At 64.9% G+C, this 13,719-nt stretch carries 10 protein-coding genes; 3 read left to right on the forward strand and 7 right to left on the reverse strand.

Annotated features, from left to right (window positions below; translation table 11 throughout):
• The first annotated feature begins 2 nt into the window (after nucleotides 1-2).
• The 3 genes from VRZ08_RS04715 to VRZ08_RS04725 all read left to right on the forward strand — a co-directional run bounded on the left by VRZ08_RS04715 (nucleotide 3) and on the right by VRZ08_RS04725 (nucleotide 4,041).
• The gene (locus tag VRZ08_RS04715; protein WP_107354218.1) at nucleotides 3-950 is read left to right on the forward strand and encodes an AAA family ATPase; all 948 of its coding nucleotides are present in this window, start codon (nucleotides 3-5) and stop codon (nucleotides 948-950) included.
• Nucleotides 950-2,341, forward strand: a complete 1,392-nt coding sequence (locus VRZ08_RS04720; RefSeq protein WP_414531733.1) for a vWA domain-containing protein — start codon at nucleotides 950-952, stop codon at nucleotides 2,339-2,341. The genes VRZ08_RS04715 and VRZ08_RS04720 overlap by 1 nt, the downstream gene beginning before the upstream one ends.
• Before the next feature lie 173 nt (nucleotides 2,342-2,514).
• On the forward strand, nucleotides 2,515-4,041 hold the full coding sequence (locus tag VRZ08_RS04725) for an acyl-CoA synthetase (RefSeq protein ID WP_414531734.1): 1,527 nt from the start codon (nucleotides 2,515-2,517) through the stop codon (nucleotides 4,039-4,041).
• A 171-nt stretch (nucleotides 4,042-4,212) separates the two neighbouring features.
• Here VRZ08_RS04725 and VRZ08_RS04730 read toward each other — a convergent pair whose 3' ends face one another.
• The 7 genes from VRZ08_RS04730 to VRZ08_RS04760 form a co-directional block, all read right to left on the reverse strand.
• Complete coding sequence (locus VRZ08_RS04730; protein WP_011156311.1) at nucleotides 4,213-4,497, reverse strand: hypothetical protein; 285 nt, start codon at nucleotides 4,495-4,497, stop codon at nucleotides 4,213-4,215.
• A gap of 138 nt (nucleotides 4,498-4,635) precedes the next feature.
• Nucleotides 4,636-7,014, reverse strand: a complete 2,379-nt coding sequence (locus VRZ08_RS04735; RefSeq protein WP_414531735.1) for an MtrB/PioB family decaheme-associated outer membrane protein — start codon at nucleotides 7,012-7,014, stop codon at nucleotides 4,636-4,638.
• 154 nt (nucleotides 7,015-7,168) lie between these two features.
• Nucleotides 7,169-8,674 (reverse strand): DmsE family decaheme c-type cytochrome, encoded by a 1,506-nt coding sequence (locus VRZ08_RS04740; protein WP_414531736.1) that lies wholly within the window; start codon nucleotides 8,672-8,674, stop codon nucleotides 7,169-7,171.
• Nucleotides 8,675-9,554: 880 nt separating this feature from the next.
• Nucleotides 9,555-10,601: a sulfate/molybdate ABC transporter ATP-binding protein gene (locus VRZ08_RS04745; protein WP_414531737.1), complete on the reverse strand. Its 1,047-nt coding sequence runs from the start codon at nucleotides 10,599-10,601 to the stop codon at nucleotides 9,555-9,557.
• Complete coding sequence (gene cysW / locus VRZ08_RS04750) at nucleotides 10,591-11,505, reverse strand: sulfate ABC transporter permease subunit CysW (protein WP_264075482.1); 915 nt, start codon at nucleotides 11,503-11,505, stop codon at nucleotides 10,591-10,593. The genes VRZ08_RS04745 and cysW overlap by 11 nt, the downstream gene beginning before the upstream one ends.
• Nucleotides 11,506-11,509: 4 nt before the next feature.
• On the reverse strand, nucleotides 11,510-12,346 hold the full coding sequence (cysT, locus tag VRZ08_RS04755; RefSeq protein ID WP_107354224.1) for a sulfate ABC transporter permease subunit CysT: 837 nt from the start codon (nucleotides 12,344-12,346) through the stop codon (nucleotides 11,510-11,512).
• Nucleotides 12,347-12,638: 292 nt separating this feature from the next.
• Complete coding sequence (locus tag VRZ08_RS04760) at nucleotides 12,639-13,628, reverse strand: sulfate ABC transporter substrate-binding protein (protein WP_414531738.1); 990 nt, start codon at nucleotides 13,626-13,628, stop codon at nucleotides 12,639-12,641.
• Nucleotides 13,629-13,719 lie beyond the last annotated feature (91 nt).

The raw sequence follows: 13,719 nt of genomic DNA on the forward strand, positions 1-13,719 counted from the left end.
CTATGACTGCGAATCTGCCGATGCAATCCATCGAGGCCGTCACCGCAGGTTTGGCATCGGTCGGCTATATCGCCAGCCGCCAGATCGCTACCGCCGTGTATCTGGCCGAGAAGATCGAGAAGCCGATCCTGGTCGAAGGCCCTGCCGGCGTCGGCAAGACCGAACTGGCCAAAGCGCTGGCGAGCTGGCGCGGCCTGCAGATGATCCGGATGCAGTGCTACGAGGGACTGGACGAGGCCAAGGCCCTTTATGAGTGGAAATACGCCAAGCAGCTGCTCTACACCCAGATCCTCAAGGACAAGCTCGGCGAAGTGCTCGGCGGCGCGCAGACGCTGACCGATGCGCTCGGCCGGCTGCACGATTTCGGCGACGTGTTCTTCTCCAAGGAATTCGTCGAGCCGCGGCCTCTGCTCAAGGCGCTGGAGCAGCCGCAGGGCTGCGTGCTGCTGGTCGACGAGATCGACAAGTCCGACGCTGAGTTCGAGTCGCTGCTGCTCGAAATCCTGTCCGACTACCAGGTGACGATCCCCGAGCTTGGTACCATCAGCGCCACGGTGAAGCCGCTGGTGCTGCTGACCTCGAACGGCGAGCGCGACCTGTCGGATGCGCTGAAGCGGCGCTGCCTGCATCTGCACATCGGCTTCCCCGAACAGAAGCTGGAGGAGCGCATCGTCGAAAGCCGCGTGCCCGGCGCCGGCGAGACGCTGCGCAAGCAGATGGTCGGGTTCATCAATCAGATCCGTGCGCTCGATCTGAAGAAGCTGCCGTCGGTCAGCGAAACGATCGACTGGGCGCGGGTGCTGGTGCTGCTGCAGGCGAGCGAGCTCGACCACCAGGTGGTCAAGGACACGCTCAACGTCCTGTTGAAGTACGAAGCCGACATTGAAACCGCGCTGCCGCAGGTCTCCGGCTTCGTCGCCAAGGCCGGGCGCGAGGGCGTGTTCGGCTGATGCGCGAGGAGCTGCACCGCTTCTTCCGGGCGGCGCGCGGCGCCGGCGTGCGCGTGTCGCCGGCCGAGAGTATCGACGCGATGCGGGCGGTGTCGGAGGTCGGCTTCGCCGATCGCGGCCTGCTGCGCGACACGCTGCTGGTGACCCTGGCCAAGACCCAGGACGAAAAGCAGGCGCTGGCGCAGTGCTTCGACCTGTTCTTCAGCCGGCCCGAGCCGAAGACCAACACGGATGCGGCCGACGACGCCGATCAGCAGGCAGACAACGCGACATCACCCTCGCAGCCGAACGGCAACAGCGCGCCGGGACAGGGCGGCGGCGAAGGCTCGGCGCCGCCGGAACTTGGCGAGCTGGCCCAGATGCTGCTGGCGCAGGACCGCAGCGCGGTTGCCGCCGCGCTCGCCGGTGCTGCCAACGAAGCATCTCTCTCCAACATCCGGTTCTTCACCCAGCGCGGCCTGTTTCAGAGCCGGATGATGGAAGCGCTCGGCATCGGCCAGTTGCGCGACGATCTCGACCGGCTCAAGGCCGATGATCCGGCGCAGGCGGAACGGCTCGCCGCCGCGCTCGACGGCCTGCGCGACAGCGTGCGCGAGATGGTGGCGCAGGCGCTGCTGCTGTACGGCCGCGAGGAGGCCGAGAATCTGCGCCACGAGGTGCTGCGCAACGCGCCGATGATGCGGCTGGAGCGGCGCCAGGTCGAGCAGATGAAGGAGCTGATCCGCGCCATCGCGCGGCGGCTGCGCGAGCGCTACAGCAAGCCGCGCAAGCGGCAGCGCCGCGGCCATCTCGACGTCCGCCGCACCATCCGCCGCAACGCCGCCTGGGGCAACATCCCGTTCCTCACCGCCTGGAAGCGGCGGCATCGCGACCGGCCGCAGATCGTGGCGCTGTGCGACGTCTCCGGCTCGGTGGCGCAGGTGTCCGATTTCTTCCTGCTGCTGATCCACAGCCTGCACGAGGTCGTCGACGACGTTCGCTCGTTTGCGTTCTCCGGCCACCTGATCGAGGTCAGCGACATCCTCGACAAGCAGGAGCCGGAAGCGGCGATGCGCGAGATCATGTCCAAGGTCGGGTTCGGCTCGTCCGATTACGGCGCCTCGCTGGCGGATTTCGAAAAGCGCTGGCTGCGCGCAGTGACGCCGAAGACCACGGTGATCGTGCTCGGGGACGCCCGCAGCAACAATCTCGATCCGCGCACCGACATCCTGCGCACCATCTCGGAGCGCGCCAAGCGCGTGGTCTGGCTCAATCCCGAAGGCCGGATGGGCTGGGGCTGGGGCGATTCGGAAATGTTCCGCTACGCGCCGTTCTGCAACGTGGTCCGGCAATGCGCCACCGCCAAGCAGCTCGAACGCGCGGTCTCGGACATCGTGGCGGCTTATCAGTAGCCGCTGGACGGTGCCGGCCTGTCTTGCGCCAACCGGCTGCACGCGTGGTTCAATTTCGCGGCAGTTAGTTGCGGCGCACAAGATGCGGCGATTGACTTCCCGCCGGCCCGCGCTTTCACTTCCCTCGTCGAGACGGCCATCAAGAGCCGCCGACCTTCCGAGGGAGAAAACCGATGAGCTTCGCTGACTTCGACTGGATCGCCCATCACGCCGAGGTCCGCCCGGAGCGGATCGCGGTGGTCGATCTCGCCACCAGCCGCAACATCAGCTACCGGGCAATGGACGAGCGGGTCGACCGGCTGGCGGCGCATTTCGCAACGCTCGGCGTCGGCCGCGGCGACCGCGTCGCGGTGTTGGCGCTGAATGCGGTCGAGACGCTTGAGGTGCAGTTCGCCTGCTTCCGGCTCGGCGCGATCTTCGTGCCGCTCAACGTCCGTCTCACCGTCCACGAACTGTCCTACATCGTCGGCGATGCCGCGCCGCGAGTGCTGGCGCACGACGACGAATTGGCGCCGATGGCGGCGGAGTTGAAGGCTGCGTGCGGCGTGCCGCATCTCTTGGCGTTCGGTCCGGCCTATGAGGCCGCGCTGGCGAGCTCGCCGCGTCTCGGCGCCGCCGAGCCGGTAACGCTCGATGACGTCTCGACCATCATGTACACCTCCGGCACTACCGGAAAGCCGAAGGGCGCCATGATCACCCATGGCATGACCTTCATCAACGCGGTCAATCTCGGCATCCCGGCGTTCATCTCGCCGCGCACGGTGTTTCTCTGCGTGCTGCCGCTGTTCCACACCGGCGGGCTGAACTGCTACACCAATCCGGTTCTGCATGCCGGCGGCACCACGCTGTTGATGCGCGCGTTCGATCCGGGCGCGGCGCTGTCGATCATCGGAGATCCGGCGGTCGGGCTGACGCATTTCTTCGGCGTGCCGTCGATCTATCAGTTCATGTGCCAGCACCCGGCGTTCGCCACCACCGATCTGTCGCGGCTGCAGATCGCCGGTGTCGGCGGCGCGCCGATGCCGGTGCCGCTATTGAAGATCTGGCAGGAGCGCGGCTGTGCCCTGGTCCAGGGCTACGGCATGACCGAGACCAGCCCGGCGGTGCTGATGCTCGATGCCGACGATGCCGCGCGCAAGGCCGGTTCGGCTGGCAAGCCGGTGCTGCACGCCGACCTGAAGATCGTCGGTCCCGATGGCGAGCCAGTGAAGCCGGGCGAGATGGGCGAACTCTGGGTGAAGGGCCCGAACATCACCCCCGGCTACTGGAACAGGCCGGACGCCAACCGCACCTCGTTCACCGACGGCTGGCTGCACACCGGCGATGCCGCGCGGGTCGACGACGAAGGCTTCTACTACATCGTCGATCGCACCAAGGACATGTACATCTCGGGCGGCGAGAACGTGTATCCGGCCGAGGTCGAGGATGTGCTGTATCAATTGCCGGAGATCGCCGAGGCCGCGGTGATCGGCGCGCCCGATCCGCAATGGGGCGAAACCGGCGTCGCGGTGGTCGCGCTCAAACCCGGCCAAGAGTTGAGCGAGGCGAAGCTGCTGGCGCATTGCCGCGAGCGGCTGGCGCGGTTCAAATGTCCGCAGCGCGTCAGCTTCGTCGAAGCATTGCCGCGCAACGCCACCGGCAAGGTGCATAAGCCGACGCTGCGCGAGCGCATCCTGGTCCGCGAGACCGCCGACGCGTGATCGCGCTCCGCTGAAGCGGACGCAGTTCATCGACCATGCGCGGGCGAGGGCGTAGCTGATCGGGCAGGCGCCCGCAATGACGCAAGCTCCAGCTCCGACTGTATCGGACCCGGAGCTTGCGACCGCTGCGCCGCTCGTCGTTGCGCAGCAGATGACGTGATCGGCGGCGCGTTACGCCTTGCCGGCGTAGAGGCGGCACCAGCCGTTCTCGCTGATCGGGCTTTCGACCGTGATGCACGAGCTCGGCGGTCGGAACTGGCGGCAGGTGCCGCAGCGCTTGGCACCGTTCGGCGACTCCTGATAGCCGGCATCCTTGTGCGAGGCTTTCTTGGTGACCTGGGCATTCGCCGCAGCCACGCCGGCGCCGAGCATCGCGGCGATGCCCGCCGCTCCGACGCCGGCCTTCAGCAGCTTGCGCCGCGACAGCGGCGGCTGGTCATTGCGTTTGTCGTTCATCGTCTGTCGTCCTCCCATTGTTGTTGACGTTGGTTGGTATCGGCCGGCGGTCACGTCTTTGCCGCCGGCTGCAAGCTCACCGCGTTCGCATGCGAGCCGATCCTGTCGCGAGGCGGCGCCGCATCGCGGCGCTGCCGCTCACCATTTGGCGTTGAGCGAGACCTGGAAGTATTGCGCGTCGTAATTCGGATTGGTGGCGCCCATGTCGATCATCCGCGCCAGCGTGGTATCGACCAGATACAGATAGGGCGACATCAGATCCTGCTGCCAATTGTCGACGCTGTTGCGCTCCCAGATGTAACGCGCCTTGACGTAGACCTCACCGGTCCAGCCAAGCTTCGCCACGATCGACGGATCGATGGTATGCTTCAGCGACGCATCGAGCCGTTGATAGTTGGTCGACACCGTCGGGAACGGCCGGTACACAGTGCCGCCGGCATTCGCCAGCATCGCGTAGCCGTTATAAGGGCCGTAATCCCAATCCTCGTGCGCGAACGAAATCGCATAGCCGAGCTTGAAATCGAGCACGCCGGGAATCAGCTCCAGCGTGCTGGCGATCAGGATGGTCTGCACCTTCTCGAGCGTGTTGCTGCCGAACGCATTGATCGGCGTGGCGTTTGGCAGGCCGGTGGCGGAGTTGGTCAGCGTGCCGCTGCCGACCTGGAAGCGATCATAGGTTTCGTACAGATATGATGCCTGGATCGAGGAGCCTGGCGTGAAGCTGTAGGTGACGTCGATGCCGGCGTTCCAGGTGTTGCTCTTCTTCAGGCCGAAGAACAGCGGATCGTCCGGGTAGTCCTCAAACCGCAGGCCGGCGGTCGGTGAAATCACGAAGTCCCGAAACACGCTGCCGGCCGGGCCGGAAATGTCGAGGAAGGCGTTGGCCTTGGTCTGGTTGCGGTTCGCCATATCGAACTTGCGCATCAGCAAGTTGGTGCCGTTGTTGGCAGTGGCGCTGTAATAGGTGTCGCGCGCCATCGCCAGGCCGTCGTAATTGTCGTAGCGTCGTTCGGAGTACTGGCCGCTGGTGCGCAGCGTCGCGATATCGTGGACCTTGAAGTCCGCGGTCAGTTTGCCGATGAACTCGTTGGTGACGTTGGCGTCGCGGCGGGAGCGATCCCATTGCTCCCAGCCAAACGTGCTGCCGAATGTGACCCATTTGGCGGGGCGCCACTGCATTTCGCCGCTGGCATTCTGCTTGGTGTAGGACATCGACAGCGACCGCCGCGGGATGCCGGCGGCGATGCCGATGGCGGACGAATCCTCGACCACGTAATTCGGCATCAGCAGTTCCGGCGTCTGATTGTCGTTGTCGTAGTAGCGATAGCGCGTGGTGGTTCGGAATTCCGGCGTCCACTGGGTAGTGGCAGTGGTGTTGTAGAGCGCGGTGTTGACCTCGCCGTTGAGGCTCGAAGCCGGCAGCAGGAAGGTTGTGATGTTGGGATTGACGGTGAACGGCATGAAGGCTTCGTTCTGCCGCATCGTGGTGTATTGGAACGTGCTGTTCCAGCGCGTCTTGAACGGCAGATCGATGCCGGTGGTGACGCCGGTGTTGTAGGCCTGATTGCTCGGCATCAGGCTGATCCGCGCCGCCGGCGAGAACACCCGCGGATTGGCGGGGTCGAAGAACGGATTCTGTACCGTGAACGAATTGAAGCTGTTGTCGTAGAGCGAGAAGCCGCCGCCGACCTGGACGTTGTAGTGGCCGCCCCACGGCGTCGGACCGAAGTACTGGCCGCTGAGCTTGCCGATCTGCGTGGTGTCGTCGATCGGCCTCGGCGCCTGCATCTGCTGCAGCCCGGTGCCGGCGAGGCCGCCGATCGGAAAGCCCGCGATCTGCGTGCCTTCGCGCGTCTCGTGCGAGTAGCTGGCTTTGACGTCCCAATTCGGATCGGGGGTCCAGCGATAGGCTGCGCTGCCCTTGCGGCGATCGATGCCGACGTCGATCAGGTTGGTCTTGCCGGCCAGCGCATTGGTTACCGCGGCGCGCTGCGCGGCCGTGGTGGTAGTCGCGGGTGCAACGATTGACAGGCTGTTGCCGGGGATGGTGACCGGCGTGGTCAGCGTGGTGGTGCCGACGCCGTTCCAAATGCTCAGCGCGCTCGTGTTGTAGAGATGCGGGATCTCGTCCCAACCCAGGGTAAGGTAGTGTTCGCCGGCTTTCGAGAAGTCGAAGACGTAGCGCTGGTTGTTGTTGCCGATGTTGTCGGCGCGGAGCTCGTTCCAGTAAGTGCCGTCCTTGGTCTGCAGCGTCATCCGCAGATATTCGGCGTAGAGTCCCGGCGCGATCCGGCCGTACTCTTCGAACTTCGAACGGTTGTTGCGATCGCCGCCGCCGGCCGGATTGGTCGGCGATACCCAGGGCGTCGCCGATTTCGGCGGGCGCTGGATGAATGAACGCCAGCCGGCTTCGAATTCGCCCGAATATGACCAGCCACCATGGGCCGCATCGAAATCGGGGATCAAGCGCGCCGGCTCCTCCTTGGCCGCCGTTTCGGCGGTCGCGGTCAACGGCATTGCGGTCACCACGGAGATTGCGGCGGACGTTAGCAGGAATTGCCTAAACGCCATTTCAAAGGCCCCCCTTCGCGCGAGTCGTTCCATCACCCTTGGCGGCTTGTTGGTGTGGCGAGCGACGGCGGCCGCAGCCGTCGCTGTCCCTGGCCCCGAGCTATCGGTGCCAGCGCGATCCGGACGGCGCGTTGGAGCCGTGGATATTGTTGTGACAATTCTGGCAGGCGTTCCCGACCGCCCAGCGCGCCGACGTCGGCAGACCTGGCTGGTTGTGCGGGTTGGTATGGCACTGCTGGCACAGCCGCTGCCGCGCGACGATCAGCAGCGACTCGTGGTTGGAGCCGTGCGGTTCGTGGCAATTCAAGCAGTTCTCGCGCACCGGCGGATGTTCGAACAGGAACGGTCCGCGCTTGTCGGCGTGGCAGGTGTAGCAGGTGTCGTTGACGGTGGCCTCGCGAAGCAGCTTCTCGGTCGCGCTGCCGTGCGGGTTGTGGCAATTGACGCAGGTGATTTTGGTTTCGCGGATCGGCATGTGCGAGCTGCGCTGCACCTGCGCCTTGCGATCCTTGTGGCACTGGAAGCAGGTATCCATCACCTGCACGGTCTTGAGCTGATTGCGCGGCGACACCTTGCGCATCACGGTGTGGCAGTTGACGCAGGCGAGGCCGCGGGTCTCGTGCTGCGAACCCTGCCAATAGGTCTGGTCGCCCTTCTCGTGGCAGCTCAGGCAGACGCTGTTGGCCTCGGCGACGTCGAAGCCGCGGCTGTCGGTCGGCCGGAACGAGCGGATGCCGCCCTTCTCGCGGCCGCCGCCGCCATTGACGTGCGCCGAGCCGGGGCCGTGGCAGGTCTCGCATTCCATCTTGCCCTGCGGCGTGACCTTGCCGGACTTGATGTTGCGGCCCATCACGGTCTGCTGGAACTCGTCGAACAGGCCGGCGTGGCAGGTCTCGCATGGCTTGGAGCCGACGAAGTAACGGCCATCGGGATCGCCCGGTGCGGGCGCCACCATTGGGGCACGCCCGGCGGCCGCAGCCTTCGGCTCGCGCGTCGCCACCATCAGCACCGGCCGAGAATCATCCGCCTTGGCGGCGAGGATCTCGATGAAGCCGAACTGCTTCGGCTGTTCGATCGTATCGTCGAAGTTTTCCAGCGCGACCCAGGTGGTCACCGTGGCGGCATCGCGGACCGGCTCCGGCATCTCCGCCACGTAGTCAGGCTCGCGGGCAAGCCGCGCGGCGAGCGTATGGCGGGTCGCGTGAGAGCGCAGGATGCGCTTCTCACTGAGAGTGGCGAGGCGCAGCGAAGCCGCAAACCGCAGGATCTGGTCGAGCTGCGAGCCTCCGTCGATCTGGGGAAGCGCCAGCAAGGCCTCGGTCGAACCGTGCCCGGCAAACCGTGTGTCGAAGCGCGGACCGGCTGCAGAACCGCCGTGTGGTGAACCGTGGGGTGAACCATGCGCGGAGGCACCGTGGCCCGACACGGCGCCATGCCCGCCGCCACGTCCGTCACCAAGCGCGAGGCCATGGGCGGGCACCGGCGTGAAGTTCGGTTCGGTCTTGCCGACGCTCTGCAGGCCGCGCACGTAGTCGACCAGCGCATTGACCGACGGATCGACCGCGCCGACCTGGCCGTCATGCGGCAAAGCGGTGTGTTCGACCATCGCCGGCTCGGCGCCAGCTGGCCAGGTCCCCCAGGCCAGCGCAATCGATACGAACAGCGACGAGATCCAGCTCCGGCGGCCGCGCCGATTTTGGTCGCGCGCAGCCGCCGCCCCCCGAGAGCCCCCCATTGCGTCCCCCGCAAGTGCTCAAAGCACGATGATTTTTGTCAGCCACCATCGATCGCCGTCCACGTGTCGCGGGCGACGTCGAGCGAAGATCATTTCAGTTTGAAAAAGTCCGTTGGTGCAGGTTCAGCCCGCATCACGACGCTTGCCGGAGTTGTCCGGGAAGTAATTAGTCACAATCTGTCATCAAAATTCACATGCCGTACTAAAGCGCGTATTTGATCGAGATCAATTACTCACATCTGTTAGCATATGCAGCGAGTGAGCTAGGTGGCGGTTGTTGAGTAGTCGTCGTTGTCGCGACTAACTCGTGATGATAACTAATCAAATTGCACTGTGCGCAATGCAGCGTTGGTACGGATCATGGTGTTCCGTAGTGGTCTAGGTTGTGGCGTTCTGTCGCAGGTGTTGGGCGCTACACGGGTATGAAGCGCTCTTCATCCGCAAGTCGCTACGGCAACATATTACTTGTCGTCGTTCCTAGTCGTGCGGTTGGGATAATCAAATGATTATCATTGGCGAGAAAATGATGATTTCGACCTACCGTAAGGTGCTCAGTGGCGGCGCTGGGTGCTTCTCTGTAATCAGGTGCCGTGGAGGAGAGGAGCTTGGCCGCGAGCTCGTCGAACGGTCGCGCGATCGTTGGGATCGGTAGATTGGTAAGTGCGCGCGCGGTTTCGGCCTAATCGGGCGAGCCGAACTCTAGCGGCCCGCAGGTCTGCGAGCCACGTTGCACCACCGGAAGAGCCAAGGCCTAACGGTCAGCGAAGATGCGGTAGCGCTGGGGCTGCAGGCCGATCCGGTCGCCGACCTTGAGGGAGTGATCTCTCGGGGCGTCGATCTCGATCAGCGTATCGCCACCGAGGCCGCTCAGCACGATATCGGCGCGCTGCATCGGGCCGAACGCGCGTACGGCTTTCACCGCACCTTCAAACACGCCGCTGCCGCTCGGGCCGACCGTCACGTCGTGGCGGCGGACGAACAGCTTGGAGGGGCCGGCGGCGGTGTCCTGGGCGGTGAGATCGAGGTCGCGGTCGCCGAGCCGGACCCGCCCGTCACGCACCTCGACCGGCAGCACGATCGACTCCCCGATGAAGCCGTGCACGAAGGCTGATGCCGGGCGCTCATAAACATCGCCGGGCGAGCCGATCTGTTCGATCCGGCCCTTGTCCATCACCACCACGCGGTTGGCGACTTCGAGCGCCTCTTCCTGATCGTGGGTCACGAAGATCGAGGTGACGTGAATCTCCTCGTGCAGATTGCGCAGCCAGGCGCGCAGTTCTTTGCGCACCTTGGCGTCGAGCGCGCCGAACGGCTCGTCGAGCAGCAGGATGCGCGGCTCGATCGCCAACGCGCGCGCCAGCGCGATGCGCTGACGCTGACCGCCGGACAGTTGATTTGGAAAGCGATCGGCAAGCCAGCCGAGTTGCACGAGGTCGAGCAGGTCGCCGACCCGCTTCTTGATCTCCGTCTCGGTCTTGCGGATCTTGCGCGGCTGCACCCGCAGGCCGAACGCGACGTTCTCGAACACGCTCATGTGCCGGAACAGCGCGTAGTGCTGGAACACGAAGCCGACATGCCGCTCCGCGGCGGCCCGCGACAGCGCGTCCTCGCCGTCGAACGCAATCGCGCCGGAGTCCGGCCAGTCGAGGCCGGCGATGATCCGCAGCAGCGTGGTCTTGCCGGAGCCAGACGGGCCGAGCAGTGCCATCAGCTCGCCGGTCTCGACCCGCAGATCGACATTGTCGAGTGCGCGGAAGCTGCCGAATTCCTTGACGATGTTGCGGACTTCAATGGTCATCGGGATGCAGTCCCTCTTCGATGCGGCCTTCCAGCACGGTCTTGACGATCAGCGTCACCAGCGCCAGCAGCGCCAGCAGCGAAGCGACCGCGAACGCGGCGGCCATCTGGTACTCGTTGTAGAGAATTTCGACCAGCAGCGGCATGGTGTTGGTCTCGCCGCGGATATGGCCGGAGACAACCGACACAGCGCCGAACTCGCCCATGGCGCGGGCGTTACACAGCAGCACGCCGTAAAGCAGGCCCCATTTGATGTTCGGCAGCGTGACGCGCCAGAACGTGGTCCAGCCGCTGGCGCCGAGCGAGATCGCGGCTTCTTCTTCCTGCTGGCCCTGCTCCTGCATCAGCGGGATCAGTTCGCGCGCCACGAACGGGAAGGTGACGAAGGTCGTCGCCAGCACGATCGCTGGCACCGCGAACAGGATCTGGACGCCATGCGCCATCAGCCATGGTCCGAACCAGCCCTGCGCGCCGAACAGCAGCACGAAGACGAGGCCGGAGATGACGGGCGAGACCGAGAACGGCAGATCGATCAGCGTGATCAGGAAAGTCTTGCCGGGAAAGTCGAACTTCGCGATCGCCCAGGCGGCGATGACACCAAACACCAGATTGAGGCCGACCGAAATGCCGGCTGCAATCAGCGTCAGCTTGATCGCCGCCAGCGCCTCCTCGTCGGCCAGCGCCGACAGATAAAATGCGACGCCTTTCGCCAGGGCCTCGGAAAACACCAGGATCAGCGGCAGGACCACGAACACGGTGAGGAAGGTGAGGGCGAAGCCGATGATCAGCAGCCGCACCCAAGCCGGCTCGGTGTGGGCTGACCGGCGCCCGGAGGCAGCGGGCGCGGCGGCGTCTGCAGATGCGATCGCTGCACGCCTGACTTGGCTGGTGGCAACCATCGTCATGGCATCACGCCGTGGCCAGCGACCGGGACTGTGCCCAGTGCTGGATCCGATTGAGGATGAAGATGATCAGGAACGAGAAGATCAGCATCACCACGGCGATAGCGGTAGCGTCGGCATAACGGAATTCCGATAGCCGGATCACGATCAGCAAGGGAGCGATCTCCGAAACGTTGGGCAGGTTGCCGGCGATGAAGATCACCGAGCCGTATTCGCCGACCGCGCGCGCGAAGGCGAGGGCGAAGCCGGTGAGTAGCGCCGGCGTCAGTGAGGGAAGAATGACGCGCCAGATCGTCTGCCAGCGCGAAGCGCCGAGACATTCGGCCGCCTCTTCGAGTTCGGTGTCGAGATCGAGCAGCACCGGCTGCACGGTGCGCACCACGAACGGAATGCCGATGAAGATCATCGCCAGGAAAATGCCGAGCGGCGTGAACGCCACCTTGATGCCGAGAGCGGCCAGCGGCGCGCCGAGCCAGCCCTTCTGCGCGAACAGCGTGGTCAGCGCGATGCCGGCCACCGCGGTCGGCAGCGCAAACGGAATGTCGACGATCGCATCGAAGATCCGGCGGCCCGGGAAACGGTAGCGCACCAGCGCCCAGACGATCAGCAGCCCGGCGACCAGATTGACGCAGGCTGCGGCGAACGCCAGGCCGAACGAGATTTTCAGCGCATGCAGGGTGCGCGGCGCCGTCACCGTCGACCAAAAGTCGGCGAAGCTCAGCTCGGCGGTTTTGACGAACAGCCCCGCCAGCGGGATCAGGATCATCAGCGACAGCCAGGTGATCGTCAGCCCCATTGTGAGGCCGAAGCCGGGCAACGAGCGACGTTGCGCAACAGCAGTCATGGCGTCACCTGTGCGAAGCTTCCATGTCGATCGACATGCACCAACCCAACATCGGCGTCATTGCGAGGAGCGAAGCGACGAAGCAATCCAGCGTCGTGCACGGAGCTGGATTGTTTCGCCTTCGGCTCGCAATGACGGGCGGAAGCACTGGAGATCGCGCACGCGAGCTCTGGCTCGTTGAAGTGCCTCCTCACTCCGCCCCTCTCCCCGCGACCGGGGAGAGGGAGCGCGCTGCCGTTGCCGTGAAGCATGTCACCCCCAATGAGCGGTCGCGCTGCGACGCCCGCGTCGCTCAGTTCTTGTAGATCTTATCGAACACGCCGCCATCGGCGAAGTGCTCGGTCTGCGCCTTGGTCCAGCCGCCGAACACATCGTCGATCGTGAACAGATCGACCTTGGCGAACGCGCCTTCGTGCTTTTTGGCAACCTCCGGATCGCGCGGACGGTAGAAGTTCCGTGCGGCGATTTCCTGGCCGTCCTTGGAATACAGGTACTTGAGATAGGCTTCGGCGGTCGCGCGGGTGCCCTTCTTGTCGACGACGGTATCGACCACCGCGACCGGCGGCTCGGCAAGGATCGACACTGACGGCGCCACGATCTCGAACTTGTCGGCGCCGAATTCCTTCACGGCGAGATAGGCTTCGTTCTCCCAGGCCAGCAGCACGTCGCCGACGCCACGCTCGACGAAGGTGACGGTGGAGCCGCGCGCGCCGGTGTCGAGCACCGGAACCTGCTTGTAGAGCTTGGCGACGAAGTCACGCGCGCCTTCGGCCGAGCCCGACTTCTTGAGCGCATAGCCCCAGGCCGCCAGATAGTTCCAGCGCGCACCGCCCGAGGTTTTCGGGTTCGGCGTGATCACGCTGACGCCGGACTTGAGCAAATCGTCCCAGTCCTTGATCCCCTTCGGATTGCCCTTGCGGACCAGGAACACGATGGTCGACGTATAGGGCGAGGAGTTTTGCGGCAGGCGCTTCTGCCAGTCCTTCGCCAGCAAGCCCTTATTGGCGATCGCATCGATGTCGTAGGCGAGCGCAAGCGTGACGACGTCCGCCTGCAGGCCGTCGATCACCGAGCGCGCCTGCGCGCCCGAGCCGCCATGCGACTGCTTGATCGTGACGGTGTTGCCGGATTTCTTCTGGTACGCGGCGGCGAACGACTTGTTGAAATCGGCATACAGCTCGCGCGTCGGATCGTACGACACGTTCAGCAGCGATACGTCCGCCGCGTTCGCGGCGGTCGCCACCATCAGGCCGGCGAGGATGGGGAAGAAACGACGAAGCATCGATGATCTCCATTGTGCTTGACGACATCGGTGTCGTCGGCGCGGAGGGGCGAAAGTCACGAACAAAGCGGGCCAAGTCAACGAAACGGCA

It is taken from the genome of Rhodopseudomonas sp. G2_2311, assembly GCF_047501505.1.
GTDB classification, from domain to species: domain Bacteria; phylum Pseudomonadota; class Alphaproteobacteria; order Rhizobiales; family Xanthobacteraceae; genus Rhodopseudomonas; species Rhodopseudomonas palustris_H.

Bases quoted from the DNA above. Each gene is read 5' to 3' on its own strand.
- VRZ08_RS04720 (WP_414531733.1), top strand. From the start codon at position 950: ATGCGCGAGGAGCTGCACCGCTTCTTCCGGGCGGCGCGCGGCGCCGGC.
- VRZ08_RS04725 (WP_414531734.1), top strand. From the start codon at position 2,515: ATGAGCTTCGCTGACTTCGACTGGATCGCCCATCACGCCGAGGTCCGC.
- VRZ08_RS04735 (WP_414531735.1), bottom strand. From the start codon at position 7,014: ATGCCGTTGACCGCGACCGCCGAAACGGCGGCCAAGGAGGAGCCGGCG.
- cysW (WP_264075482.1), bottom strand. From the start codon at position 11,505: ATGACGATGGTTGCCACCAGCCAAGTCAGGCGTGCAGCGATCGCATCT.
- VRZ08_RS04745 (WP_414531737.1), bottom strand. From the start codon at position 10,601: ATGACCATTGAAGTCCGCAACATCGTCAAGGAATTCGGCAGCTTCCGC.
- cysT (WP_107354224.1), bottom strand. From the start codon at position 12,346: ATGACTGCTGTTGCGCAACGTCGCTCGTTGCCCGGCTTCGGCCTCACA.
- VRZ08_RS04715 (WP_107354218.1), top strand. From the start codon at position 3: ATGACTGCGAATCTGCCGATGCAATCCATCGAGGCCGTCACCGCAGGT.
- VRZ08_RS04740 (WP_414531736.1), bottom strand. From the start codon at position 8,674: ATGGTCGAACACACCGCTTTGCCGCATGACGGCCAGGTCGGCGCGGTC.
- VRZ08_RS04760 (WP_414531738.1), bottom strand. From the start codon at position 13,628: ATGCTTCGTCGTTTCTTCCCCATCCTCGCCGGCCTGATGGTGGCGACC.
- VRZ08_RS04730 (WP_011156311.1), bottom strand. From the start codon at position 4,497: ATGAACGACAAACGCAATGACCAGCCGCCGCTGTCGCGGCGCAAGCTG.